The 26,286-nt window shown below is 68.5% G+C and carries 22 protein-coding genes; 11 read left to right on the top strand and 11 right to left on the bottom strand.

Annotated features, from left to right (window positions below; genetic code table 11):
• Nucleotides 1-75: 75 nt before the first annotated feature.
• From J2W22_RS20515 to J2W22_RS20485, 7 genes are all read right to left on the bottom strand, one after another.
• Nucleotides 76-1,317, bottom strand: a complete 1,242-nt coding sequence (locus J2W22_RS20515; RefSeq protein ID WP_307120136.1) for a dicarboxylate/amino acid:cation symporter — start codon at nucleotides 1,315-1,317, stop codon at nucleotides 76-78.
• 112 nt (nucleotides 1,318-1,429) lie between these two features.
• A complete protein-coding gene (locus J2W22_RS20510; RefSeq protein ID WP_307120135.1) occupies nucleotides 1,430-2,992 on the bottom strand; it encodes an N-acyl-D-amino-acid deacylase family protein in 1,563 nt (520 codons plus the stop codon).
• Nucleotides 2,992-3,978 (bottom strand): N-acetyl-D-Glu racemase DgcA, encoded by a 987-nt coding sequence (dgcA, locus tag J2W22_RS20505; RefSeq protein ID WP_307120134.1) that lies wholly within the window; start codon nucleotides 3,976-3,978, stop codon nucleotides 2,992-2,994. Before dgcA ends, J2W22_RS20510 begins: the two co-directional genes overlap by 1 nt.
• Nucleotides 3,936-4,970, bottom strand: a complete 1,035-nt coding sequence (dgcN, locus tag J2W22_RS20500) for an N-acetyltransferase DgcN (protein WP_307120133.1) — start codon at nucleotides 4,968-4,970, stop codon at nucleotides 3,936-3,938. Before dgcN ends, dgcA begins: the two co-directional genes overlap by 43 nt.
• A 93-nt stretch (nucleotides 4,971-5,063) precedes the next feature.
• Nucleotides 5,064-5,945 carry a LysR family transcriptional regulator gene (locus J2W22_RS20495; protein ID WP_307120132.1) on the bottom strand — a complete coding sequence of 294 codons (882 nt, stop codon included), beginning with the start codon at nucleotides 5,943-5,945 and terminating at the stop codon, nucleotides 5,064-5,066.
• A gap of 205 nt (nucleotides 5,946-6,150) precedes the next feature.
• Nucleotides 6,151-6,843, bottom strand: coding sequence for a UTRA domain-containing protein (locus J2W22_RS20490; RefSeq protein WP_307120131.1), 693 nt, complete (start codon nucleotides 6,841-6,843; stop codon nucleotides 6,151-6,153).
• Nucleotides 6,840-8,180 (bottom strand): formimidoylglutamate deiminase, encoded by a 1,341-nt coding sequence (locus J2W22_RS20485; RefSeq protein WP_307120130.1) that lies wholly within the window; start codon nucleotides 8,178-8,180, stop codon nucleotides 6,840-6,842. The genes J2W22_RS20490 and J2W22_RS20485 overlap by 4 nt, the downstream gene beginning before the upstream one ends.
• Nucleotides 8,181-8,368: 188 nt before the next feature.
• Here J2W22_RS20485 and hutI point away from each other — a divergent pair, with 188 nt between their 5' ends.
• The 4 genes from hutI to hutU are packed head-to-tail and all read left to right on the top strand — an operon-like array spanning nucleotide 8,369 to nucleotide 13,549.
• Entirely contained in the window at nucleotides 8,369-9,562 is a 1,194-nt protein-coding gene (hutI, locus tag J2W22_RS20480; RefSeq protein ID WP_373423004.1) for an imidazolonepropionase, read from the top strand.
• Nucleotides 9,559-11,088, top strand: coding sequence for a histidine ammonia-lyase (gene hutH / locus J2W22_RS20475; RefSeq protein ID WP_307120128.1), 1,530 nt, complete (start codon nucleotides 9,559-9,561; stop codon nucleotides 11,086-11,088). The genes hutI and hutH overlap by 4 nt, the downstream gene beginning before the upstream one ends.
• Nucleotides 11,085-11,897, top strand: coding sequence for an N-formylglutamate deformylase (gene hutG, locus J2W22_RS20470; protein WP_307120127.1), 813 nt, complete (start codon nucleotides 11,085-11,087; stop codon nucleotides 11,895-11,897). The genes hutH and hutG overlap by 4 nt, the downstream gene beginning before the upstream one ends.
• The gene (gene hutU / locus J2W22_RS20465) at nucleotides 11,894-13,549 is read left to right on the top strand and encodes a urocanate hydratase (protein ID WP_307120126.1); all 1,656 of its coding nucleotides are present in this window, start codon (nucleotides 11,894-11,896) and stop codon (nucleotides 13,547-13,549) included. Before hutG ends, hutU begins: the two co-directional genes overlap by 4 nt.
• Before the next feature lie 197 nt (nucleotides 13,550-13,746).
• Here hutU and J2W22_RS20460 read toward each other — a convergent pair whose 3' ends face one another.
• Entirely contained in the window at nucleotides 13,747-14,241 is a 495-nt protein-coding gene (locus J2W22_RS20460) for an asparaginase domain-containing protein (RefSeq protein WP_307120125.1), read from the bottom strand.
• Between the two features lie 219 nt (nucleotides 14,242-14,460).
• On the opposite strand from J2W22_RS20460, the gene J2W22_RS20455 reads away from it, so the two are divergent.
• The 6 genes from J2W22_RS20455 to J2W22_RS20430 all read left to right on the top strand — a co-directional run bounded on the left by J2W22_RS20455 (nucleotide 14,461) and on the right by J2W22_RS20430 (nucleotide 22,774).
• Nucleotides 14,461-14,859, top strand: coding sequence for a DUF2946 family protein (locus J2W22_RS20455; protein WP_307120124.1), 399 nt, complete (start codon nucleotides 14,461-14,463; stop codon nucleotides 14,857-14,859).
• A gap of 31 nt (nucleotides 14,860-14,890) precedes the next feature.
• Complete coding sequence (locus tag J2W22_RS20450) at nucleotides 14,891-17,164, top strand: TonB-dependent receptor (RefSeq protein ID WP_307120123.1); 2,274 nt, start codon at nucleotides 14,891-14,893, stop codon at nucleotides 17,162-17,164.
• A complete protein-coding gene (locus J2W22_RS20445) occupies nucleotides 17,152-18,543 on the top strand; it encodes a PepSY-associated TM helix domain-containing protein (RefSeq protein ID WP_307120122.1) in 1,392 nt (463 codons plus the stop codon). Before J2W22_RS20450 ends, J2W22_RS20445 begins: the two co-directional genes overlap by 13 nt.
• Nucleotides 18,544-18,628: 85 nt before the next feature.
• Nucleotides 18,629-18,754 carry a hypothetical protein gene (locus tag J2W22_RS20440; RefSeq protein WP_307120121.1) on the top strand — a complete coding sequence of 42 codons (126 nt, stop codon included), beginning with the start codon at nucleotides 18,629-18,631 and terminating at the stop codon, nucleotides 18,752-18,754.
• A 313-nt stretch (nucleotides 18,755-19,067) separates the two neighbouring features.
• Nucleotides 19,068-22,433: a glycosyltransferase gene (locus tag J2W22_RS20435; RefSeq protein WP_307120120.1), complete on the top strand. Its 3,366-nt coding sequence runs from the start codon at nucleotides 19,068-19,070 to the stop codon at nucleotides 22,431-22,433.
• The gene (locus J2W22_RS20430) at nucleotides 22,430-22,774 is read left to right on the top strand and encodes a hypothetical protein (RefSeq protein ID WP_307120119.1); all 345 of its coding nucleotides are present in this window, start codon (nucleotides 22,430-22,432) and stop codon (nucleotides 22,772-22,774) included. Before J2W22_RS20435 ends, J2W22_RS20430 begins: the two co-directional genes overlap by 4 nt.
• 165 nt (nucleotides 22,775-22,939) lie before the next feature.
• On the opposite strand, the gene J2W22_RS20425 is transcribed toward J2W22_RS20430, so the two are convergent.
• From J2W22_RS20425 to J2W22_RS20415, 3 genes are read right to left on the bottom strand one after another with little or no spacing between them, the layout of a single operon-like run.
• Nucleotides 22,940-24,301 carry a sensor histidine kinase gene (locus J2W22_RS20425; protein WP_307120118.1) on the bottom strand — a complete coding sequence of 454 codons (1,362 nt, stop codon included), beginning with the start codon at nucleotides 24,299-24,301 and terminating at the stop codon, nucleotides 22,940-22,942.
• Nucleotide 24,302: 1 nt separating this feature from the next.
• The gene (locus J2W22_RS20420; protein ID WP_307120117.1) at nucleotides 24,303-24,986 is read right to left on the bottom strand and encodes a winged helix-turn-helix domain-containing protein; all 684 of its coding nucleotides are present in this window, start codon (nucleotides 24,984-24,986) and stop codon (nucleotides 24,303-24,305) included.
• Complete coding sequence (locus tag J2W22_RS20415) at nucleotides 24,955-25,422, bottom strand: PDZ domain-containing protein (RefSeq protein WP_307120116.1); 468 nt, start codon at nucleotides 25,420-25,422, stop codon at nucleotides 24,955-24,957. Before J2W22_RS20415 ends, J2W22_RS20420 begins: the two co-directional genes overlap by 32 nt.
• Nucleotides 25,423-25,540: 118 nt before the next feature.
• Between J2W22_RS20415 and J2W22_RS20410 the strand changes: the two genes are divergently transcribed.
• Nucleotides 25,541-26,272 carry an AcvB/VirJ family lysyl-phosphatidylglycerol hydrolase gene (locus tag J2W22_RS20410; protein WP_307120115.1) on the top strand — a complete coding sequence of 244 codons (732 nt, stop codon included), beginning with the start codon at nucleotides 25,541-25,543 and terminating at the stop codon, nucleotides 26,270-26,272.
• Nucleotides 26,273-26,286 lie beyond the last annotated feature (14 nt).

Raw genomic sequence — 26,286 nt, 5'->3', positions numbered from 1 at the left:
GAGGGAGGAGGGCAGTCGCACCTCTACGTCGAGAGGCTGCCCTCACCCAACCCTCTCCCAAAGGGAGAGGGCTTTCTAGGCCATATCCGGCGCCTTGTAGACTTCCTCGTCCAGCTCGCCTTCCCAGCGCGCCACCAGCGTGGCCACCGTCAGGTTCGCGCTCGCGCTCGGCACCGTGCGGGTCATGTCGAGCAGCCGGTCGAACGGCAGCACGAAGCCGACCACCAAAGCCGTCTGCTCGGGCGAGACGCCGACCGCGCTCAGCACGGCAGCCAGCATGAACAGCGAGGCCGAGGGCACCGGCGCCGTCCCGAAGGCGGCGAGCGCGCCGGTCAGCAGCACCGTGGCGTAGACGGTCGGGGTCAGGTGCACGCCGAAGGCCTGGAGGGCGAACATCGAAAGCAGCCCGACATACATCGCGGTGCCGTCCTTGCCGATGCTCGCGCCGAGCGGCAGCACGGTGGAGAAGACCGGGCGGCCGATGCCGAGATTCTGCTCGGAGACGCGCATCGCCACCGGCAGGGTCGCGCCGCTCGAAGCGGTCGAGAAGGCCACCGCCAGCGCGTCGACGATGCCGCGGAAGAAGGGCAGCAGCGGCAGGCGCGCGACGAAGCGCAGGAGCAGGCTGTGCACCACCAGCATCTGGAGCAGCGAGCCGAGCACCACCGCCAGCGCCAGCCAGCCGACATGGACGAACACCGCCGCGCCGTTCGCCGCCACGGCGTTGGCGATCAGCGCGAACACGCCGAACGGCGTCGCTTCCATCACCAGCCCGACGACCCGCAGAAGGACTGCCGAGGTCGACTGGAGCAGATTGGCGAAGGGCTTGCCCGCCTCCCCCGCCACCACCGTGCCGCAGCCGATCAGGATCGAGGTGAAGATCAGCGCGAGCATGTCGCCCTTGGCCAGCGCGTCGAAGATGTTGGTGGGGATGATGTTGATCAACTGCTCATAGGGCGCGACCGGCTTGCCCAGCACATGCGCCTCGGCCGTGCCCAGCGGCGCGCCGATGCCGGGCTGGACGATCGCGGCGACCAGCATGCCGATCGAGACGGCGATGAAGGTGGTCAGCGCGAACATGCCGACGGTCCGCCCGCCCAGGCTGCCGAGCCGCTTGGGATCGGCGAGCGTGGTGATGCCCGAGGCGATCGTCACCAGCACGATCGGCGCCACCAGCATGCGGATCGCCCGGACGAACAGATCGCCGATGAACTGGACGTACGGCGTCGCCTGGGGCGCCACCAGCGCGAAGACCACGCCGAGTGCGAGGAAGGCGAGGACGCGCTTCCATAGCGCGATGCCGAACCAAGTTTTCATGCTACCCACCCCTCCACCGTGCTCCTGCGGAAGCAGGAGCCCAGAGCCCAAAACGATCCGCCCGTTGCCCTGGGCTCCTGCTTTCGCAGGAGCACGAACAGGCTCTTGTCTGTTAGCCGCACGTACCCGGCGTCGGCTTATGCGCCAGCGCGCGGCCGGCGGCCTTGCCGGTCATCGCGCCCTTGTCGACCGCGACGACACCGTTGACCACCACCGTCCGCACGCCCGCTGCCAGCTGCGCCGGATCCTCGTAAGTGGCGCGCGAGGCATAGGTCCTGGGATCGAACACCACGACATCGGCGAAGGCGCCGCTGCGCAGATGCCCGCGCCCCGTCAGCCCGAAGGTGTCGGCGGTCAGCGAGGAGCTGCGCTCGATGAACTGGCGCAGCGTGATCACATGATCGGCCTTGACGTACTTGTCGTACTTGCGCGCGAAGCTGCCATAGACGCGCGGATGGCCGCCCGAGGCGTCCGACCCGGTCATCACCCAGGGCTGCTTCATGAAGGCGGCGATGTCTGCCTCGCTCTGGTTGAACGAGACGGTGCCGGGATCGCCGATGCGGATCACCGCGATCGCCGCATCGACCGGCGCCAGGTTCATCTCCTTGGCCACCGCATCGAGATAGCGGTTCTTGTACTTGCCCTCGACGATCAGCAGCTTGTCCGCCCCACCGCGCTTGCGCAGGTTCTCGACCATGCCGTCATGCATCTTCTGGGTCAGCGACGGATCGTCGAAGCGCTTGAGCAGCGCCGGACGGCCGCCATCCTGGGCCCAGAGCGGCACAAGCGAGGCGACCAGGCTCGTGCCCGATGCCGACCAGGGGTACTGGTTCGCCGTCACCTTCTCGCCGCGGGCGCGCGCGGCCTCGACCATCGCGATGATCTTCGGCGCCTGGCCCTGCACGTCTACGCCGAGCGCCTTGATATGGCTGATATGCGCGGGCAGCCCGCCCTCGCGGCCGATGCGGATCGCCTCGTCGATCGCGGCGACCAGGCCGACGGTGTAGCTGCTCTCGTCGCGGATATGGCTGTCATAGCTGCCGCCGCGCTTGCCCGCTTCCCTGGCCAGCGCGATCACTTCCTCGGTCTTGGCGAAGCTCTGCGGCGCATAGAACAGGCCGGTCGAGAGGCCGAGCGCGCCGTGGCACATCGCATCGGCGACCAGCCCCTTCATCCTCGCCAGCTCTTCCGGCGTCGGCGCGCGATTGTCCTCGCCCACCACCTTCTCGCGGATCGCGCCGAAGCCGACCCAGCTCGCATAGTTGATGCCCACCGGCTTCGCCTTCGCGCTGCCCAGCACCTTGGCGACATCGGGATCGCCGCCGCCGTCATTGCCGATGAACGCGGTGGTGACGCCCTGCATGAGGAAGGCGGGAATCAGCCGCCTGGCCTGGTCGTCCGAGGCGAGATCCTCGCCCATATGCGTGTGCGGATCGATGAAGCCGGGGGCGACGATCATGCCCTTGGCATCGATCACCCGCGCGGCAAGCACGTTCGCATGCTTGCTCACCGAGAGGATATGGTCGCCGCTGATCGCGACATCGCCGATGAACGGCGCGTCCGAGCCGGTGTAGATCGTGCCGCCGCGGATCAGCAGATCGACCTTCTGCGGCGGGGCCGGCGCGGCGGCGCCCAGCGAGATGGCGGCGATCCCCAGCAGCAGCGCGGTCTTCATCATGTTCCCCAAAATCCCGGAAGTGGCGGATAGAGCGTGCCGTCGCGATCCTCGACTCCGCCCGGGCGATCCTTGGCGAGCCAGATGGGACCGTCAAGATCGACGAAATCGGACATGCGGGCGATGTGCAGCGCGGCGGCGATCGACAGCGACGAGCTGACCATGCAGCCGGTCATCAGCCCGAGCCCGCGTTCCCGCGCGGCCTGGGCGAGCTTCAGGCCTTCGGTGAGGCCGCCGGACTTGTCGAGCTTGACGTTCACCACCTGATAGCGGCCCGCGATCACGTCCAGCTCTGCGCTGGTGTGGATCGATTCATCCGCGGCGATCGGCACCAGCGGGCGGAACGTCTCGAGGCAGGCGTCGATCCCAGCGGCGACCGGCTGCTCGAGCAGGTCGACCTTCAGCTCGGCCAGCACCGGCTGCATCGCCTCGACCAGAGTGGCGTCCCAGCTTTCGTTCGGATCGACGATCAGCCTGGCATCCGGCGCGCCGGTGCGGACCGCGCGGATCTGGGCGTCGGGCAGCCGCGCGTCGACCTTCACCTTGAGCAACGGCACATGGGCAAGGCGGCGCGCAGCGCAGCCCATCATCATCGGCGTGTCGATCACGATGGTCAGCGCGCTGGCGATCGGACCCGGCTCGGGCGCCCCGATCAGTGCAGCCACGCTGGTGCCCGCCTGGCGCGCCTCCAGGTCCCAGAGCGCGCAATCCATGGCGTTGCGGGCGGCACCGGCCGGCAGCAGCGCCAGCAATTCCTCGCGCCCCGCCCCCGCCTCGATCGCCGGGCGGATGCCTTCGATCGCAGCGAGCGCGCTCTCCACGCTCTCGCCATAACGGGCATAGGGCACGCCCTCGCCCCAGCCTTCGACATCCCCCGCATGGATCGTGACCGTGACCACATCGGCCTCGGTCTTCACCCCGCGCGAGATGCGGAAGGGCTTGGTCAGCGCGAAGCGGTCGTGGCGGACCGAGAGGGTTCGCTGCATAGCAATTCGTCGATGATCGCCTCGACCCCGAAGGCGATCGGATCGGTGCAGGGAAGGCCGAGCTCGGCCTCGATCTGGCGGCACAGCGCCAGGGCCTCGTCCTTCTCCATCCGGGAGGTGTTGAGGCAGACGCCGACGGCGCGGACGTTCGGGCTGGTCAGGCGCGCGGTCTGGAGATTGGCCTCCAGGCATTCCTTCAGCCCCGGCAGCGCCCGGCCCGGAAGGCCGCGCATATGGCTGCGGCTCGGATCATGGCACAGCACCAGCGCCTCGGGCTGGGCGCCGTGGAGCAGGCCGGTGGAGACGCCGGCGAAGCTCGGGTGGAACAGCGAGCCCTGGCCTTCGATCACGTCCCAGCCGCCGTCGGTGCGCTCGGGCGCCAGCGCCTCGATCCCGCCCGAGATGAAATCGGCGACGACCGCGTCGATCGGCACGCCCGATCCGGCGATCAGGATGCCGGTCTGGCCCGTCGCACGGAAATCGGCCTTCTCGCCACGCGCCTTCAGCGCATCGGTGAGCGCGATGGTGGTGTACATCTTGCCGACCGAGCAATCGGTGCCGACCGTGAGGATACGGCGGCCGGCGCGGGCATAGCCATTGCCGACCTTCATGTCCGCCGGCGGATCGCGCACGTCGAACAGCTGCAGGTTCTTCTCCCTGGCGAGCGCGGCCAACTCGGGCACGTCGCGCAGCCGCTGGTGCAGCCCTGCGGCGATGTTCATCCCCGCGTTGAGCGCAGCCATCGCATCGCGGACCAGGTCGCCGCCCATGACGCCGCCCGAATTGGCGATGCCGAGCACGAGCGTCTTCGCCCCCGCCGCCGCTCCTTCCGCGATGGTCATGCGTGGCAGGCTGAGCGTGAGGGTGGAATCGTCGTGGCGGAACTCGCCCACGCAATCGTCCCGCCGGAACTCGGCGAGACCGCGCGACGTCTTGATGCCCACGAAATCGGTGCTGTGACCGAGGTAAAGGAGGTAAGGTGCCGGTATCATTGGGTGATAACGCTATCGCCCCGCATCCGGCACCGCGCATAGCGAGTGCGCCGCTCGGCATAGCCTGTCGTTATGGCACCTGCCTGCGCACCCTCAGGCGTCGATTACCTTGGCGAGGGTCTTGAGGAAATCGGTGGCCAGCGCGGTGGGCGGCCGGTTGAGCAGGAACATCGCATGGACGTCGAAGGTGAGCTGCGGCTTCAGCGGCCGCATCGACAAGCCGGGGACGAGCGACGCCTGCGCGGTGAAGCTGTCCACCACCGTCATCCCCACGCCCTGGGCGACCAGCGCGGTGGCGATGTAGAAGGTGCGCGCCGAGATGACCTCGTCGAGCTCGAGCTCGAGCCGGGCGCATTCCTGGCTGAACAGCTGGCCGATCGGGCCCGAATTGGCGAGGCTGATGAACGGGCGGCCGCGCAGCCGGTCCAGCTCGATGCGCGGCGGCGCGTCGGGCATGTCCTCCTCGCGGTAGAGCACCACCAGCTCGCCCTCGCCCAGCCAGCGATGGCCGATCGGCGCGGCATGCGGCACCTCATAGGCGATCGCGACATCGGTCTCGCGCTCATAGAGCTTGCGCAGCAGGTCGTCGTGATGGACGGTCTGCAGGTCGAAGCGCACGCCCTCGTGATTGCGCATGAAGCGCGAGACGGCGGTAGGCAGCGCGTTGAGCGCCAAACTCGGCAGCGCCGAGATGCGCAGCATGCCGCCGGCGCCGCGCTTCAGGTTCCGCCCCGCCTCGCGCAGCGCATAGACGCGGTCCTGGATCTCCGAGACTTCGGTGAACAGCGTATGCGCGTCCTCGGTGGGGACGAGCCGGCCATTGGTGCGGTGGAAAAGCTGGAAGCCGAGCAGGCTCTCGGCATGGCGCAGCATCTTGGAGACCGAGGGCTGCGACACGTTGAGCGCGCGCGCCGCCCCGCTCACCGAGCCGTTCACATAGACGGCGTGGAAGATCTCGATGTGCCGCAGGTTCATCGCGCCAGCCTATCGAACTGCGCGAAAAGGGGAAGGCCCCGCTTTGGGGCAAATTTCCCGACCCGCCGTCACCCCCGCGAAAGCGGGGGCCCATCTCGGAGAGAAATCAGGAAGTACAACCGCCGCTGTAACCGGGGAGAGTTCAGGAGATGGGTCCCCGCTTTCGCGGGGATGACGATCGAACATCATTGCCGGCGGTCGAGAACTATCCCCCCGGCGTGAACTCCGCGACCAGGTCGTAGCGGTCGCCCGGGAAGGTCTGGCGGACGAAGGTCACCGCCCTGCCCGTCCGCCAGGTCCAGCGCTCGACCTGGAGGCAGGCGGCATGCGCGTCGAGCCTGAGCCTTTTGGCCAGCGCCCCGCCGGCCGGAACCGCGCGGATGCGGTGACGCGCATCGGTCCAGGGGACGTGGTGGAGCAGCCAGGAGCCGGGCGCCTCGCTCTCGAACGTGTCGGCGCGGGGAACCGGCACGGTGTCGAGCGCGATCAGCCGGCGCTCCATCGCGAAGGGCTGGCCGCCGGCGAAGTGCACGCCCTCGATCAGCAGCGCCGGCGCCGGGATGCCCGAGACTTCGATATCGGCATCGCGGTTGACCACCCGGCAGGTATCGAGCTCCCAGCGATATGCCTCGCCGCGCGCCGCGATCAGCTGGGCGAGATCGGGCACTTCGAGCACCGCGGCATGGACCTGGGGATGCGCGACGAAGGAGCCGACCTTGCGCCGCCGCTCGATCAGCCCGGCATGGGCAAGCCGCTCCAGCGCCTTGCTGACCGTGGCGCGGGCGCAGCCATAGTGCGCGACCAGTTCGTGCTCGAACGGGATGCGGTCGCCGGGGCGCAATTCCCCCGAGCGGATGCGCTCCTCGATGTCCGAGCGGATGCGTTCCTGCAGCGTCACCCGAGCAGGCGCCCCAGGATTTTGTGATAATGATTAGCAATAACCTCGCCCGCGTGGTGCCTGCCGCGAACGACTTGCAACTGGCCGGCACGCCAGACGCAGTCGATCGCGCCGGCGCGGCCGGCGAAGATCCAGCGATCGAGGATTGTATCGGCGGAAGCGCCGGCGAAGCTCGGATGGTCCATGTTCAGGCTCACGATATCGGCCGGGGCGCCGGGCGCAATACCGGTCGCGACGCCCAGCGCCTGCCCCGCACCGGCAAGCGCCGCGCCGAACAGCGTCTCGCCGACCGATGCCCCCTCGGGCGAGAGGATCGCGCGGCGGCGCAGCGACAGGCGCTGCGAATATTCGATCGAGCGCAGCTCGTACACCGCATCGATCTGGATGTTGGAATCGGTGCCGGTGGCGATCCGCCCGCCGGCGGCGAGATAGGCCTCGGCGGGGAAGATGCCGTCGCCGAGATTGGCCTCGGTGACCGGACACAGGCCGGCGACCGCGCCGGATCGGGCGAGCCTGTCGGTCTCGGAGGCGTTGAGGTGCGTCGCGTGGATCAGCGTCCAGCGCACGTCGACCCCGGCATTGTGGAGCAACCACTCGACCGGGCGCGCGCCGCTCCACTGTTCGCAGGCCTGGACTTCCTTGACCTGCTCGGCGGCGTGGATGTGGATCGGGCCGTCGGTGAGCGCGGTGACGGCCGCCAGCTCCTCGGGCGTGACGGCACGCAGCGAGTGCGGGGCGACGCCGAGCACGGCATCGGCGGGAAGCTTGTCGCGGCTCGCCTCGACCAGCTTCGCGAAACCATCGACGTCCGAAAGGAAGCGGCGCTGGCCGGGCTTGGGGTCCTTCCCGCCGAAATCGCTATGCGCGTAGAAGACAGGAAGCAGGGTCAGGCCGATGCCGGTCTGCGCGGCGGCGTGGACGATCGCGCCGGCGGTCTCGGCCGGATCGGCATAGCGGGCGCCGTCCACGTCGTTGTGGAGATAATGGAACTCGCCGACCCGGGTATAGCCGGTCTCAAGCATCTCGACATAGGCCTGGGCGGTGATCGCGGCGATGTCGTCGGGGGTGAGCCGGTCGAGGAACCGGTACATGATCTCGCGCCAGCTCCAGAAATCGTCATCGGGCCGCCCGCGCCGCTCGCTGAGCCCGGACATGCCGCGCTGGAAGCCGTGGCTGTGGACATTGCCCAGGCCGGGGATGGCGACGCGGTGGCGCTCGGCGTCGGGGGTGGGATCGGTGTTCGGGAGGACCTCGGCGATGCGCCCATCGGCGATGCGCAGGGTGACGCGCTCGGCCCAGCCGGTGGGGAGTAGTGCGGTTTCGAACCAGAGATCCATGCCCAGCTTTCCTCATAGCCATCATCCCGCCACCCATTTCCGTCATCCCGGCGAAAGCCGGGATCTCAGGCGAAGGCGGGCAAAGAGCCGCACGAGATCCCGGCTTTCGCCGGGATGACGGTTGAAGTGTGCGACGCGCCTTTGATTATGTCTAGACATAACCAGCCCCACAGGCAAGGATGCGCGGCATGGACCGACTCTGGACCAACGCACGGATCGCAACGATGGCGGGGCCTGGCCTCGGCACGATCGAGCATGGCGCCGTCGCGGCTAAGGACGGGCGGATCGCCTGGGTCGGCCCCGCGCACGAGGCGCCGGCCGCCGCCGAGACGATCGACTGCGAAGGCCGCTGGATCACCCCCGGGCTGATCGATTGCCACACGCACCTCGTCCATGGCGGCGATCGCGCGCACGAATTCGAGCTGCGGCTGCAGGGCGCCAGCTATGAGGAGATCGCCCGGGCCGGCGGCGGAATCGTCTCGACGATGCGCGCCACCCGCGAAGCCAGCGAGGCGGAGCTGGTGGCGAGCGCCCTCCCCCGGCTCGATGCGCTGATCGCCGAGGGTGCGACCACGGTCGAAGTGAAGTCCGGCTATGGCCTGTCGCTTGATGACGAGCTGAAGATGCTGCGCGCCGCCCGCGCCCTGGGACAGGAGCGCGGCGTTCGGATAGCGACGACCTTCCTCGGCGCGCATGCCCTGCCGCCCGAATATACCGATGACCGCGCGGGCTATATCGATCTGGTCTGCAACGAGATGATCCCGGCGCTCGGCGGCCTCGCCGATGCGGTCGACGCCTTTTGCGAGGGAATCGGCTTCACGCCCGAGGAGACCGCGCGGGTCTTCGATGCGGCAAAGGCCCATGGCCTGAACGTCAAGCTCCACGCCGAGCAGCTCTCCAACCAGCATGGCGCCGCCCTGGCGGCTTCGTACGGCGCGCTCTCCGCCGACCATCTCGAATATCTCGACGATGCAGGCATTACCGCAATGTCCAGGGCCGGCACCGTCGCTACGCTCCTGCCCGGTGCGTACTATTTCGTCCGCGAGACCAAGCTGCCGCCGATCCAGGCGCTGCGGAACGCCGGCGTGCCCATCGCGCTCGCCACCGACTGCAATCCCGGCACCTCCCCGCTGACCAGTCTGCTGCTCGTCATGAACATGGGCGCGACGTTGTTCCGCCTCACCGTCGAGGAATGCCTGGCCGGCGTGACCCGCGAAGCGGCGCGCGCGCTGGGCCTCCACACCGAAATCGGCACCATCGAACCCGGCAAGAGCTGCGACCTCGCGATCTGGGACATCGAGCGGCCGGCCGAGCTTGTCTATCGCATGGGGCTGAACCCGCTCCATGCCAGAGTCTTCAAAGGTATCTGGAAGGGCGAATGACCGAAATCCTGCTGATCCCCGGCGACGTGCCGCTGGCCGAATGGCGCGCAATCTGGCGCGGCGCGGTGCCGAAGCTCGATCCCGCATCCGCCCCGCGCATCGCGGAGAGCGCCGCCGCAGTCGCGCGCATCCTCGCGCATGGCGAACCGGTCTATGGAATCAACACCGGCTTCGGAAAGCTCGCCAGCGTGAAGATCGAGGCCGAGGACCTCGCCACGCTCCAGCGCAACATCGTGCTGAGCCATGCCGCCGGCATCGGCGCCCCCTCGCCTGCCCCGGTCGTCCGGCTGATGATGGCGCTCAAGCTCGCCAGCCTGGCCCAGGGCGCCTCGGGCGTGCAGCCGGCCACCGTCCAGCTGCTCGAAGCGATGCTCGCCAAGGGGCTCACCCCCGTGGTACCGAGCCAAGGCTCGGTCGGTGCCAGCGGCGACCTCGCCCCGCTCTCGCACATGGCAGCGACAATGATCGGGGTCGGCTCGATCGAAGTGGATGGCCATGTGCTTCCCGCCGAACAGGCGCTGGCCGAAGCCGGCCTCGCGCCCGTAACGCTCGGCCCCAAGGAAGGCCTGGCACTGCTCAACGGCACCCAATTCTCCACCGCCAATGCCCTTGCCGCCTTGTTCGAGACCGAGACTTTGTTCCAGGCTGCGCTGGTCACCGGCGCGCTGTCGACCGAGGCGGCGAAGGGCACCGACGCCCCCTTCGACCCGCGCATCCACCAGCTGCGCCGCCACCCCGGCCAGATCGCGGTTGGCGAGACGCTGCGCACGCTGATGGCCGGCTCGGCGATCCGCGCCTCGCACCGCGACAATGATCCGCGCGTCCAGGACCCCTATTGCCTGCGCTGCCAGCCCCAGGTGATGGGCGCGGTGCTCGACCTGCTCCGCCAGGCCGGCACGACGCTGGAGACCGAGGCGAACGGCGTCAGCGACAACCCGCTGATCTTCCCCGATACCGACGAGGCGCTGTCGGGCGGCAATTTCCACGCCGAGCCGGTCGCCTTCGCCGCGGACATGATCGCGCTGGCGATCTGCGAGATCGGCTCGATTGCCGAGCGTCGCATCGCCATGCTGGTCGATCCTGCCCTCTCCAACCTGCCCGCCTTCCTCACGCCCCAGCCGGGCCTCAACTCGGGCTTCATGATCCCCCAGGTGACCGCCGCGGCGCTCGTCTCCGAGAACAAGCAGCGCGCCACTCCGGCCAGCGTCGATTCGATCCCGACCTCGGCTAACCAGGAGGACCATGTCTCGATGGCCGCGCACGGTGCCCGCCGCCTGCTCGACATGGCGGCGAACTGTGCCGGGGTGATCGGCATCGAGCTGCTCGCCGCCGCGCAGGGCTGCGACTTCCATGCCGGACTTACCTCGTCCGAGGCGCTGGAGCGCGTCCGCGCCCGCCTTCGCCAGGATGTGCCGACGCTCGACCATGACCGGCATTTCCACCCCGATATCGAAGCCGCCACCGCGCTGGTCCGCGCGGGCACGGTGGCCGAGGCGGCAGGGATCGTCCTGCCAGGCGTCGCATGAGCTGGCTGGAGATCCATCGCGGCGAGGCGCCGCTGATCGTCGCCTTCCCGCATACCGGGACGGACCTGCTTCACGATCTGAAGAACCGTTTTGTTTCGCCCTGGCTGGCGACCAAGGACGCGGACTGGTGGATTCACCGGCTCTACGACTTTGCCGCCGGGCTGGGTGCCACGACCATCCGCACCACCATCTCCCGCAGCGTCATCGACGTGAACCGCGATCCCTCGGGCGCCTCGCTCTACCCGGGTCAGGCGACCACGGAACTCTGCCCGACCACCACCTTCGACGGTGACCCGCTCTACCGCGACGACATGCCCGACGCCGCGAACATCGCCTGGCGGCGCGAGCATTATTTCGATCCGTACCATGCCGCGATCGAGGTCGAGATCGCCCGCCTCCGCGCGATCCACCCCAAAATCGTCCTCTACGACGCGCACTCGATCCGCAGCCATGTCCCCCGGCTGTTCGATGGCGAGCTGCCCCAGTTCAACATCGGCACCAATGGCGGCACCACCTGTGCGCCCGCCCTCGCCCGCGCGGTCGAGGCCGCCTGCGCCGCGACACCCTGGAGCCGGGTGACCGACGGCCGCTTCCGCGGCGGCTGGACCACGCGCCATTATGGCCGCCCCGAGCAGGGCGTCCACGCCATCCAGATGGAGCTGGCCTGCCGCGGCTATATCGACGAGCCCGCCGCCTTCGACGAAGCCCATTGGCCCACGCCCTACACCGAAGCCCGCGCCGCGCCGATGCGCGAGGCCCTGACCAACGTCCTCACCGCCTGCCTCGAATTTGCCGGAGCCCCGGAATGACCCGCCTCGACAACAGCCGCATCATCAAGCCCGCCACCGGCACCGAACTGACCGCCAAGAGCTGGCTCACCGAAGCGCCGCTGCGCATGCTGATGAACAACCTCCACCCCGACGTGGCCGAGCGGCCCGAGGAACTGGTCGTCTATGGCGGCATCGGCCGGGCGGCGCGCGACTGGGAGAGCTATGACAAGATCGTCGCCGCGCTGCGCGACCTGGAGGCCGACGAGACCCTGCTGATCCAGTCGGGCAAGCCGGTCGGCGTGTTCCGCACCCACGAGAACGCCCCCCGCGTCCTCCTCGCCAACTCGAACCTGGTGCCGCACTGGGCGACCTGGGAGCATTTCAACGAGCTCGATCGCAAGGGCCTGGCGATGTACGGCCAGATGACCGCCGGCTCGTGGATCTATATCGGCACCCAGGGCATCGTGCAGGGTACCTACGAGACCTTCGCCGAGATGGGCCGCCAGCATTATGGCGGGAGCCTGAAGGGTCGCTGGCTGCTCACTGCGGGTCTCGGCGGCATGGGCGGCGCGCAGCCGCTGGCGGCGGTGATGGCCGGCGCCTCCTGCCTCGCCATCGAATGCCAGCCGAGCCGGATCGAGATGCGCCTGCGCACCGGCTATCTCGACCGCGCCGCCGAGAGCATCGACGAGGCGCTGGCGATCATCAAAAGCGCCGACAAGCCGGTCTCGGTCGGCCTGCTCGGCAATGCGGCGGAACTGCTGCCCGAGATGTTCGCCCGCGGCATCCGCCCCGACCTGCTCACCGATCAGACCAGCGCGCACGACCCGGTCAACGGCTATCTTCCCGTCGGCTGGACCGTCGACGAATGGCTCTCCGCCCGCGAGCGCGACCCCGAACGCGTGGCGAAAGCCGCCAAGGCCTCGATGGCGCAGCATGTGAAGGCGATGCTCGACTTCCATAAAGCCGGCGTTCCGACGGTCGATTACGGCAACAACATCCGCCAGGTCGCGCTCGACGAGGGGGTTTCGAATGCCTTCGACTTCCCGGGTTTCGTCCCCGCCTATATCCGCCCGCTCTTCTGCCGGGGGATCGGCCCGTTCCGCTGGGCGGCGCTGTCGGGCGATCCCGAGGATATCGCCAGGACCGACGCCAAGGTGAAGGAGCTGCTGCCCGACAATGCGCATCTCCACAACTGGCTCGACATGGCGGCCGAGCGCATCCACTTCCAAGGCCTGCCCGCGCGCATCTGCTGGGTGGGCCTGGGCGACCGCCACCGGCTCGGCCTCGCCTTCAACGAGATGGTGGCGAACGGCGAGCTCAAGGCCCCGATCGTGATCGGCCGCGACCATCTCGACAGCGGATCGGTCGCCAGCCCCAATCGCGAGACGGAGGCGATGCGGGACGGATCGGACGCGGTGTCCGACTGGCCGCTGCTCAATGCCCTGCTCAACACCGCATCGGGCGCGACCTGGGTCTCGCTGCATCATGGCGGCGGCGTCGGCATGGGCTATTCGCAGCATGCCGGCATGGTGATCGTCGCCGACGGCACGCCGGAGGCGGCGAAGCGGCTCGAGCGGGTGCTGTGGAACGATCCGGCGACGGGCGTGATGCGGCATGCCGATGCCGGCTACGTCGAAGCCTTGGACTGTGCGCGTGAGAAGAGGCTGAAATTGCCCGGTATCTTGTAGGCAGTCTGGTCTTGCCGGAAACGGCAAGGGACGGAGGCGGGGCATGCTGCAACCACGTTCCGCCTCCTAACGCTCATGGCAGCGCAGTGCTTTTCCCCGGCGAAGGCCGGGGCCCAGACTAAGCAGTACGCGGCGAAGACGCGCCAAGGCGCGTGACTTTCAAGACTGGGCCCCGGCCTTCGCCGGGGAAAAGAAAGTTAGAGCTCGACGAACCGCCCCGCTTCGCGGTCCTTCACCACCTTGCCGGCTTCGAACACGGTGCCGTTCATGGTGATGTAAACACCAGGCTGCGCAACCTGCACCGTGGCGAAGGCCATACCCAGGTTGAAGGTCGCGTCGCTCTCGGCGAAGCGCGCCGGCGCCAGCGCGCCGGCCAGCACGATGGTCTTGCCCGCGATCCCGGCCAGCGCCTTGGCGGTCTCGGTCATCGTGTCGGTGCCATGGGTGATGAGGATCCGTGCAGCATCCGAAGCGGCGACGCGGGCGGCGATCTTCGCACGATCGGCGTCGTCCATCTCCAGGCTGTCCTTGCGCATCACTTCCTCGACCTGGAAGGGATGCAGCACCCGGCCGAGCTCGAGCAGCCGCGTCACCACGGTGCCGACGATCGTGTACTGGCTCGAGGCGTCGAAATATTGCTTGTCGATCGTGCCGCCGGTGGTGAGCACGAGGATGGGCTGGGTGCTGGTCATGCGCGGCCCCTTACGCCGGTTCGTTCGCAGCGTCATCCCCGCGCCTCCTTTCATTCGTCATCCCCGCAAAGGCGGGGATCCAGGGTAGCAGAGCGACGTCCCTTGTGACTCTGGATCCCCGCCTTCGCGGGGATGACGGAGGTGTGGGACAAAATGCCCAGCCCGCCTTCGCGATTACGCTGATGACAGCTCGCCCCGAACGGCGTAGCCCGACCGTCCATGGGGGCATGGCGCGTCTTCCTGAAAGAACATCGCTGTCTGGCATTGTGGCTGATCGCCATGGCGCTGGCGGTGAAGGCGCTCGTGCCCGCCGGCTACATGCTCGCCGAAACCGGCGGCAAGACGCTGACCATGGCGATCTGCGACGGCAACGGCCCCGCGACGATGACCATCGACATTCCGATGGACCCCGACCACGCCAAGACCCCCGACAGCGGCAAGCAGGATTGCGCCTGGTCGGGGCTCGGCCATGCCATGCTCGGCGGCACCGATCCGGTGCTGCTGCTTGCCGCGATCGCCTTCCTCCTCGCCTTGGGCTTCGCGCCCGTCGCGCAGCCCGTGGTGCGTCGCCGCGCCTTCGCCCGGCCGCCCCTTCGAGGACCGCCTTCCCGCACCTGAACCGCGTCTTTCCTCGTTCAGGTGAAATCCCATGTCTTCATACCGCCGCGCGCGCATTGCCGCGCTGCCGCTGCTTTGCATTGCCGCCCCTGCCCTCGCCCAGGAGGCGCAGGACGAACCCTCCATCCTCGTCATCGGCCAGAAGGATGCGCCGATCAGCATCGATCCGCGCGGGCTCTCGGTGAGCCTGGGTGACGAACAATTCGCCGGCATCAACGCCCAGAATGTCGAGGATCTGATGAAATACGCGCCCGATTTCTTCGTGCGCAAACGCTATGCCGGCGACTCCAACGGCGTACCCGGCTTCCGCGGCACCCATTCGATGCAGAGCGCGCGGTCACTGGTGATGGTCGACGGGTTCGTGGTGTCGAACTTCCTCGGCAACAGCTTCGCCTTCGCGCCCAAATGGGGGGTGGTCGGCCCCGGCGAGGTCGAGCAGTTCGACATCGTCTACGGTCCCTATTCGGCGCGCTACTCGGGCAATTCGATGGGCGGCATCGTCAACATCACCACCCGCTCGCCCGAGAAGACCGAGGCGTTCGCCACCGTCCAGGGTCTCGCCGAGCCCTATGACCAGTACGGCACCCACGCCACCTATTGGGGCTGGTCGGGCGAGGCGGGCCTGGGTTGGCGGCAGAAGGATGGCCCCTGGTCGGCGCGGCTCTCCGGGCGGCACTTCCGCAACGACGGCCAGCCGATGAGCTGGTACGGGCTGACACCTGCCCCTGCAGGCGCCATCGGCATCCCGGTCACCGGCGCGATCGTCGACCCCGGCCAGGCGATCGCCAACGCCCCCGGCAACGGCACCAACCCGATCTTCGCCGCCCAGAGCCCTGCCGCCACCACGCAGGACCAGGCCAAGCTGCGCATCGGCTATGACGGTGCCTCAGGCATCGCCGGCGATTTGCTGTTCGCATATTGGCACAATCTCGACAGCCAGACCGCGCCGCAATGCTATCTGCGCGACGCTGCCGGCGCCCCCGTCTGCGGCGGCACCGTGACCACGCTGGGCAAGACCTGGCTCGCCAACGGCGCCAACTGGTCGCGCACGGTCCGTGACGAGTTCCTCGCCGGAGGCAAGATCGCGGCGCCGCTGGGCAATGACGTGACCGCCAAGCTAAACGTCTCGACCTATCAGGTCGCGCGTTCGGACGGGTTCACCTCGGGCGGCTATGCGTCCGGCGCCTCGAATGGCGCAGGCACGCTGGCGCGGCAGGGGCCGACCGGCTGGTACACGGGCGAGTTCTCGCTCGATGCGAAGACCGGCCCGTTCGATCTCGCTGCCGGGGTAAGCGCCAATCTCTACCAGACCGACCTGACCAGCTACGCCGTGCCGCGCTGGCGGTCGGATGATGGCCGCAACTTCTCGACGCGGACCTTCGGCAAGACGCGTCTGCTCTCCGGTTGGGCCGAGGGGCGGCTGAAGGCCGATGCGCTGGTGTTCACGCTGGGCGCGCGGTTCGAGAGCTGGCGAGCGTTCGATGGCGGGCTCGGGCGTGCCGGCTCGGGCGTCCATCGCTACGCGGTGCGGAACGCGAGCAGCTTCGATCCCAAATTCTCGGTCGAATGGCACGGCGGCGCCACCAGCGCGCAGCTCAGCCTGGCCGAGGCGACGCGCTATCCGACGGTAGGCGAACTGTTCCAGGGCAGCTTCAACGGCAACGGGACCTTCGACAAAGACAGCTTCGATCCGAACCTGAAGCCCGAGCGATCGCGCGACGCCAACCTCATCGTCGCGCACGACTTTGGCAGGCTGAAGCTCACCGGCTCGGCCTTCTGGCAGCGGGTGAATGACACGATCTTCTCGTTCTACGGGGTCAACCAGAACGGCATCCAGATATCGAACTACAAGAACATCGACCGCACCCGCCAATATGGCCTCGAGCTGATCGCCGAGGCGCGCGATGTCGGCATTCGCGGGCTGGACATCGACGCCAATGCCGCCTGGATCGACTCGAAGACCGTGCGCAACGACAGCGCGCCAGCGGCGGAAGGCGTCCAGTTCCCGCGCATCCCGCGCTGGCGGCTCAATGCCAATCTTCGCTATCAGGTGACCCCGCGCGTGCTCGCCTCTGTCGGCATGCGCTATGCCACGCGGCCCAATACCGATCTGTTCGGGCTCCAGCGCGGCGATACGTTCGGCTATACCTCTGAGCTGTTCGCGCTCGATGCCAAGGTGAACTGGAAGATGACCGACGATTTCCGGCTGAGCGCAGGCGTGGACAATATCACCAACGATCGCGCCTGGGTCTATCACCCCTATCCGCAGCGCAGCTTCCTGGTCGAGGCGGGGTGGACGCTGTGAGCGAGAAGGCGATCCGCCACGAACGCTGGTTCCGCGCGGTGTGGCGCTGGCATTTCTATGCCGGCATCTTCTGCGTGCCCTTCATCCTGTGGCTGTCGGTGACCGGCGGCATCTATCTGTTCAAGCCGCAGATCGAAGGCTGGCTCTACGCGCCATACACCCATGTAGCGCAACCGGGCGTCCCGATGCTCGCGCCCGAAAAGATCGTCGCGGCAGGCACGGCAGAGGTGCCGGGATCGGCGCTGCACAAATATGTGCTGCCCGAAGCGCCCGACGATGCCGTGCAGCTCCTGGTCGGCGCAGGGGCGGAGGAGAGCCGGGTCTGGGTCCATCCGCAGACCGGCGCGGTGCTCAAGGCAGTGCCCGAGGAGGATCGCTTCATGCGGGTGATCTTCCGGCTGCACGGCGAGCTGCTCGCCGGCGACTGGGGCTCGGCCTTGGTCGAGATCGCCGCCTGCTGGACGATCGTGATGATCGTCACCGGCCTGTTCCTGTGGTGGCCGCGCGGACGCAAGGGGAAAGGACTGGGCGGCATCCTCTGGCCGCGCCTCGGCGGCGGCAAGCGCGTCTTCTGGCGCGACATGCACGCGGTGACCGGCCTGTGGGTGTCGATCGGCGCGGTGTTCCTGATCGCCTCGGGCCTGCCCTGGGCGAAGAACTGGGGCGACTATCTCAAGCAGGTCCGCGTGGTGACCGGCACCGCCGCGGTCCGCCAGGACTGGTCGGCGGGATCGGTGGCGGACGCTCAGGCGCGCGCCGATCTCGACAAGGGCGTGCGGGCGATGCTCGACGAGCATGCAGAGCACCAGGGCATGACCATGGCGCATGTCGCCCCCAAGGGCCCGGCGCTCGACCGGGTGGTCGACAAGGCGATGACGCTCGGCCTCGCCGCCCCGGCCGAGGTCAGCCCGCCGACCAAGGCCGGCGGCCGCTGGCTGGTGCAGTCCCAGGCCGAGGACCGCACAAGGCGTGTCTCGGTCGAGATCGGCGACGACGGCGCGGTCATCGGATCGCAGAGCTTCGGCGACCGCCACTGGGTCGACCGTGCGGTGGGCTTCGGCGTAGCGGTGCACGAAGGCGCGTGGCTGGGCCTGCTCAACCAGCTGGTCAATCTGCTCGTGCTGATCGGGCTGGTGACGCTGGCGGTATCCAGCGTGGTGCTGTGGTGGCAGAGACGCCCCGAGGGCGCGCTCGGCGCCCCGGCGGCGAAGGATCCGCTCCGGCACAGCTGGGCGCTGGTCGGGCTGACCGTGGCGCTGGGCATGCTGATGCCGCTGTTCGGGATCACCCTGGCTCTCGCGATAGCCTTCGAAGTCATCGCGCGCCGGACGGCGCCGGAGCTTTCCCGCTGGATGGGTCTCCGCCTGTCCAAATTGTAACCCGCCGGCCAGCGCCGTTACATCTTGCAGGGCCTATCTCCTGTCTCACGGTCGGCAAGCGAACCGGTGAGACAGGAGACAAGAGATGGCCAATCCCCGCATTGCGATCGCGCTGCTGGCGCTGGCCACGCTCGTCTCCGGCACCGCCGCCTTGTCCACCGCCGACGCACGCATCGCGCATGTATCGGCGGCAGCGCAGGCGCATCGCTGACCCCGCATTCGGTATCGTCCGACTTACCCTGTTCCGGGCGATGCCAGCGGGTGCAGGCAACCCTCTTTAGCCTGCACCCGCAACATCTGAACGGCCGGCGCGCTCCCCTCGCGCCGGCCGTTTCGTTTTTCGGAAAAGCGGACATGACAGGAAGTTAATGCCGCGGGCAGGTCCGGGAAGGACTGGCGGGGCTATCCGGAGAGGGCAGGCCATATTCGCGTTCATGGCCGGCAAACCAGCGGCGCCCGGCCCTCCTGCACTCCTCGGGCCGGGCGTCGCACCACCCAGACATTGCGAACAGGGCACAGAGGCGATGGAACGTCCGATCTTCTTCGATGCGAGCGGCAGACGGAACCGCTGGACGATGCGCGCCTTCTTCGCGCTGCTGCTGGTGATCGTGCTGGCGGCGGGTGCGTTTGCGATGACGGTCGTGCGCGTGCCGATCCCCGGCCCGCTCGCCCTGATCCGCGAGCATCCCCAGCCCCGCTCGCTGAAGCAGCAGGCCAATCACCTGCGCCACAGCTTCGCCTCCTGGCTGCCGCGCGGCAAGGCGAGCGCGTCGAGTGCGCCGCTCTCGGTCGGCTTCTATGTGCCCTGGGACGATGCCAGCCGCGCCTCGCTGCGCCGCCATGTCAACGATCTCGATTGGGTCGTGCCCGCGCTCTACAGCGTCACCGGCGCGAAGCATGCGATCACGGTCACCCCCGATCCGCAGTTCGACACGATCATCGCCGCAGCGACGAAGCGCCCCAAGGTGCTGCCGATGGTGCAGAACGCCACCGGCGACAATTGGGACAGCGCCGGCGCCGCCGCGCTGCTGCGCGATCCCAAGGCGCGCACCGCCTTCCTCGATGATCTCCAGCGCACCCTGGTCGCGCGCAAGGCTGATGGCGCCGTGTTCGACTTCGAGGAGCTGCCGACCGCCGCCCAGCCCGGCTATCTGGCGCTGCTGCGCGACGCCCATGCCCGCTTCGCCGCGGCGAAGATGAGCATCTCGGTCACCGTGCCGGCCCAGGACGACGACTGGGACATGAAGGCCTATGCCGCCGCGACCGACAAGCTGATCCTGATGGATTATGACGAGCACGCGCCCGTCACCGCGCCCGGTCCAATCGCCAGCCAGGCCTGGTTCGTCAACCAGATGAACGCCGCGCTGAAGCAGGTACCGGCCGACAAGCTGATCGTCGGCATCGCCAACTACGGCTATAACTGGACCGCCCCCGGCAAGGCCGATCCGATCTCGATCGAAGAAGCCTGGCTGATCGCGCATGACAGCGAGGCGACCGTCACCTTCGACAAGGCGAGCGGCAACCAGAGCTTCGCCTATGAGGAGAATGGCGTCTCCCACACCGTGTGGATGGCCGACGCCACCACCGCCTGGAACCAGCTGCGCGCGGCGAATCTGCGCGGCGTCGGCGGTGTCGCGCTGTGGCGCCTCGGCTCCGAAGACTCGAACTTCTGGCCGGCGCTGGCCGCCGCGCATTCGGGCAGGATCCCCGATCTGCGCCGGATCGAGGCGGTCGGCGACGTCGATGTCGAGGGATCGGGCGAGATCCTGCGCATCACCAGCACGCCCAGCACCGGCACGCGCACGATCGTCCAGAACCCCAATGGCCTGATCGTCGACGAGGTCTTCCAGTCGCTCCCGACGCCCTATGTCGTCACCCGCACCGGCTACATGCCCGGCAAGGTCGCGTTGACCTTCGACGACGGCCCCGATCCCGAATGGACGCCGAAGATCCTCGATATCCTGAAGGCGAAGCAGGTCACCGGCACCTTCTTCATGATCGGCGAGAATGCGATGGCGGAGCCCTTCCTCGTCAACCGCGTCGTCGATGAGGGCAACGAGATCGGCAGCCACACCTTCACCCACCCGAACCTGGCGCTCGCCTCGGCGCGCGGCACCCGGATCGAGCTCAACGCCACCCAGCGGCTGATCGAGGCCTATACCGGCCGCTCGGTCCGGCTGTTCCGCGCGCCCTATTTCGGCGACGCCGAGCCGACCACCGCGGACGAGCTGATCCCCGCGCTCACCGCCCAGCGCGCCGGCTACACCAATGTCGGCCTGCACGTGGACCCGAACGACTGGCAGCGTCCGGGCGTCGACGCGATCGTCGATACCGTGCTGCGCGAGGTGGAGGTCGGCAATTACGAGCAGTCGGGCCAGATCATCCTGCTCCACGACGGCGGCGGCGACCGTTCGCAGACCATCGCCGCGCTCCCGCGGATCATCGATGCGCTGAAGGCGAAGGGCTATCAGTTCGTCCCCGTCTCACAGCTCGCCGGCCTCAGCCGTGACCAGGTGATGCCCAAGGTGCAGGGCGCCGACCTCGTCGCCGTGCGCACCGATGTCGGCATCTTCCTGGTCCTCGCGATGATCGGCTTCGCGCTCAAGTGGCTGTTCTTCGCCGCGATCGCGCTGGGCATCGCCCGCGCCATCGTCCTCGCCGCGCTGGCGGTGAACGGCAACCGCAGGAAGAACCGCCCGGTCGCCCCCGCGATCGATCCCGGCCGCTTCGTCTCGGTGCTGATCCCTGCCTATAACGAGGCCAAGGTGATCGAGAGCTCGATCCGCCGCGTCCTCGCCAGCGAGCAGGTCGATGTCGAAGTCATCGTGCTCGACGACGGCTCGAAGGACGGCACCAGCGACGTCGTCCGCGTTGCCTTCTCGAACGAGTCGCGGGTCAAGCTGCTCACCCTGGAGAATGGCGGCAAGGCGCGCGCGCTCAACCAGGGCCTGAAGTTCGCCAAGGGCGACATCGTCATCGCGCTCGATGCCGATACCCAGTTCGAGCCGCTGACCATCGCCCGCCTCGCCCGCTGGTTCGAGGATGACGAGATCGGCGCGATCGCCGGCAATGCCAAGGTCGGCAACCGGATCAACCTGGTCACCCGCTGGCAGGCGGTCGAGTACGTCACCTCGCAGAATCTGGAGCGGCGCGCGCTCGCCAGCCTGGATGCGATCATGGTCGTCCCCGGCGCGGTCGGTGCCTGGCGCAAGGCGGCGCTGGACGATGTCGGGGGCTATCCGGTCGACACGCTGGCCGAGGACCAGGACCTGACCATCGCGATCCAGCGCAAGGGCTGGCGCGTCGGCTACGACATCGAGGCGGTCGCCTGGACCGAGGCGCCGGAGAGCTTCGGCGCGCTCGCCAAGCAGCGCTTCCGCTGGGCCTTCGGCACGCTCCAGTGCCTGTGGAAGCACCGCGCGATCCTGCGCACCCGCAAGCCCGCCGGGCTCGCGCTGGTCGGCATCCCGCAGGCCTGGGTGTTCCAGATCGCCTTCGCGCTGATCTCGCCGCTGATCGACGCGGCGCTGGTCGCCTCGATCCTCGGCACCGCGCTCCGCGTCTGGCAGCATGGCTGGGCGCAGACCGAGAGCGACGTGATCCGCATGGGCATCTACTGGATCGCCTTCACCGGGATCGACTTCCTGTGCGGCTGGGTCGCCTATCGCATGGAGGCGCGCGAGAAGCGCTATCCCGGGCTGCTGCTGCTCGCCCAGCGCTTCGTCTATCGCCAGCTGATGTACTGGGTGGTGATCCGCGCCGTCGCCAATGCGCTCCGCGGTCCCTGGGTCGGCTGGGGCAAGCTCGAGCGGAGCGGCCGGGTGGAGGCCCAGGCCGTCGCCGCGCCCGAAGGCAAGGAGGAAACCCGGATCCCGGTTGCCGCCGAGTGAAGGGACCGCCGCAGGAGCACCACAGCGCCTACACGCTCGACGAGCGTGCCTGCCGGATGATCTGCCCGATCGCGGCCGCGATGGTCGGCGTCTGCCTCACCGCGATCGGCATCCTCCGCGTGGTGATCGCGGTACGCAAGGCCAACACCCTGGCCGACGACATGCTGGCGCTCGACGCGGTGCTGTTCCTGATCGCGACGCTGACCAGCTATTTCGCGATCCGCCACGGCCCGGCCAAGCGGCTCCACGAGCTGGAGCGGATGGCAGACGTCACCTTCATCGCCGCGATGTCGCTGATGACGGTGGCCGCGCTGGTGATGACCTACGCGCTGGCGGTGTAGCACCAATTCCCTCTCCCGCTTTTGCGGGAGAGGGAGGGAGCCGCGCAGCGGCGGAAGGGTGAGGGGCTGTAAGAGCGGCAAGCCGATCGTTTGCGGCCAGCACACACCCTCACCCTGGCTCGCGATGCTCGCCCTCCCTCTCCCGCAAAAGCGGTAGAGGGAAATCTAAAACCGCATCACCGCCCGCAACCCCGGCCCGGCATCCTCCAGCGCGAAGCTCCCCTGGTGCAGCCGCGCCACCGCCTCGACCAGCGACAGCCCCAGCCCGGAACCCGTCTCGTGCCGCGCCGGATCGAGCCGGCCGAACCGGCTCATCGCCTCGGCCCGGCGTTCCTCGGGAATGCCCGGCCCGTCATCGGCCACCGACAGCGCGATCCCCCCTCCCTCGCGCGCGGCGCGCACGACGATATGGTGCCCGCCCTCGGCATATTTGGTCGCGTTCTCGATCAGGTTGCCCAGCGCCTGGCCGACCAGCTCGCGGTGCAGCGGCGCGTGCAGCCCGGGTTCGGCCTCGACCGCGATCTCGAAGCCGCGATCCTCGGCCAGCGGGCCATAGACCTCGGCCAGGTCCTCAAGCAGCGCGGCGATGTCGGTGTCGACGAAGCGGTCGCGCCCGATCCCCGCCTCGGCCCGGCTGATCAGCAGCGCGGTGGAGAGCATGCCGAGCAGGGTCTCCGCCTCGCCCGAGACACGCTCCAGCGCCGCCAGCGCGGTATCGTCCTCGGTCTCGATGATCGCGCGCTCCAGCGACACCTTGATGCGCGTCACCGGCGAGCGCAGGTCGTGCGCCAGTCCGTCGGTCATCATCCGCAGCTGCGAGACCAGCGCCTCGATCCGGTCGAGCATCGCGTTGACCGATTCGCCCAGCGCGTCGAACGCATCGCCGCTGCCGTCGGTCGGCACGCGGCGGCCGAGCCGCCCCTCGCCCACTTCGCGCGCGGTGGTCACCACGCCCTGGATCTGGTTGGAGAGCACCCGGCCGATCAGCAGCGCGCTCAGCAGCGCGAAGATCACGCCGATCACCAGCGCCGCGGTGATCGCCTCCTCGTTCACCCGCGCCAGCCGGACGCTCGAGCTGATGACATGGCCGGCCAGCAGCAGCTCGCCATTCGGCAGCGTGGTCGAGGAGACCCCCATCAGCTCGGGCCGGTCGCTGCCCGTGCGGTAGAGCTCGATCGCCTGCCAGTCGGTCTCGGCCGGGATCACCGTCGGCCAGTCACCTAGGTTGCCGCGGATCGGGTCCTGCTTCGCGGTGGCGAGCAGGATCACCGGCGGGCTCGCATGTGCCTGCTCCAGCCGCACGTCGATGATCCGTCGCAGCCCGGCATCGCCGCCGGCATGCCAGGCCGAGACCAGGTCGTCGCGCAGCTCGGTCACCAGGGTCTTCTGCTCGGCGGCGAGCGCGCGCTCGCTCGATTGCTGGACGAACAGCAGGATGCCGCCAGTGACGGTGAGCTGCACCAGGAAGGCGACGATCACGAAGCGCGCGGTCACCGAGCGCGCGAGCTGTCCCCAGCGGAGAGTCACGTCAGGCCGCCGGGCCCAGGCGATAGCCGGCGCCGCGGATCGTGTGGAGGATCGGCTCGCCGCCGTCGTCCAGCTTCTTCCTGAGCCGGCTGATATGGACGTCGATCACATTGGTCCCGGGATCGAAATGATAGTCCCACACGCCTTCGAGCAGCATGGTGCGGGTGATCACCTGGTCGGGATGGCGCAGGAAATATTCGAGCAGGCGGAATTCGCGCGGCTGCAGGTCGATCACCCGGGCACCCCGCTTCACCCGGCGCGAGAGCAGGTCCATCTCGAGATCGGCGGAAATGAGCTTGGTCACAGCGCCCTCCACGGCGCCGCGCTTGCGCAGCAGCAGGCGGACGCGGGCGAGCAGCTCGGCAAAGGCGAAGGGCTTCACCAGATAATCGTCGGCGCCCGAGGTCAGGCCGCCGACCCGGTCGTCGGGCGTGCCGAGCGCGGAGAGGATGATGACGGGCGTCTCGATCTTGGCGGCGCGCAACGCGCCGAGCACGGCCATGCCGTCCATGCCGGGCAGCATGCGATCGAGCACGATCGCATCGTAGCTGCCGTCGCTGGCGAGGAACAGGCCGTCGCGACCGTTGTCGGCACGATCGACCGTGAACCCCTCTTCGGTCATTCCTTTGACGATGTACGCGGCGGTCGCCTCGTCATCCTCCACCAGCAGCAGCTTGTGCCCCATTCTCTCCACCTGCGGTTCGCAAGAGCTTGAGATGGCGTAGCTGCTTTTGGTGGACCAAGTCGAGATATACGTCTGGATGATGGTCGTCGCGCAGGTAGCGGCGGGCCTGGTCGAGCGTGTCGACGTTGCGGCCGTCGATCGCGACGATCGCGTCGCCCACTTCCATGCCGTCCAGCGCCGCCTCGCTGCCCGAGCGCAGGCTGGTGACGATCAGGCCGTGCGCGGCGTTGCCCGGCGTCTCGGCGGTGAAGCCGGGGAACAGGCTCGCGCCGGTCTGCGCGGCGAAGATGTGGTTGACGCCCGATCGCCAGGCCCAGCCCAGGATCACCATGGCGCTCAGCGCGAAGGAAAGGACCAGAATCAGCACGAACCCGTCGGTCCCGCGGCTGGCGCGGCCTTTGGTCGTGGCGTTTTCCGGAATGTCGGTACTCGTCATTGCAGCGTCGGGATGCCTGTGGGGCGGGGCCAAGTCACGTTAAGCTTTGGTCATGATCCGGTCACCGGAGCGCGAGTTGCGACGAGCTACACGGCGTGGAGTTTCAAGGAGTTCGCGCATGCGCCGCCATCGCAAATTGAAGGTCACGCTCGCCGCGCTGGCGCTGCTGCTCGCCGCTTTCACCGGCTGGCTCGGCTATATCGGCTATCTGGGCGGGCCGGTCTATTTCGACATCGCCCCCACCCGCCCGACGCCGCCCGCGGCCAAGGGTCTGGCGGTGGTGCTGGTCTCGGGCGACATGGGCTTCAGGATCGGCATGGGGCCGGAGATCGCCCGGCGCTTCGCCGGCGAGGGCGTGCCGGTGGTGGGCGTCAGCTCGCTCGCCTATTTCCGGCACGAGCGTACCCCCGCCGAGGTGCAGGCGCTGATCGCCGACGCGGCGCGCCGCGCGCTGGCCTTTGGTCACGCGGACCGGCTGGTGCTGGTCGGCCAGTCCTTCGGCGCGGACATGATGCATGTCGGGCTGACCGGCCTGCCCGCCGACCTGCGGGCCAGGGTGAAGATGGTCGCGCTCGTGGTGCCGACAGACACGGTCTTCTACCGCGCCAGCCCGTCCGAGCTGTTCAACTGGGCCAAGCCCGATGCGATGGCGCTGCCCACCGGCCGCCAGCTGACCTGGGTGCCGACGCTCTGCGTGCAGGGCGTGGAGGAGAAGGACAGCCTCTGCCCGATGCTGACCCAGCCCAATGTCCGGCGCGTGGCGCTGCCCGGCGGGCACATGCTCCACCATGATCCGGACACGCTGTTCAAGACGCTCCGCGCCGGCATCGCCAACATTACCAATATTTAGGTTTGGGATCACGC

The organism is Sphingomonas kyeonggiensis (genome assembly GCF_030812785.1).
GTDB lineage: Bacteria > Pseudomonadota > Alphaproteobacteria > Sphingomonadales > Sphingomonadaceae > Sphingomonas > Sphingomonas kyeonggiensis_B.
The sequence above is the reverse complement of the archived record's forward strand: the minus strand, read 5'-3'. Positions and strand labels throughout refer to the sequence as shown.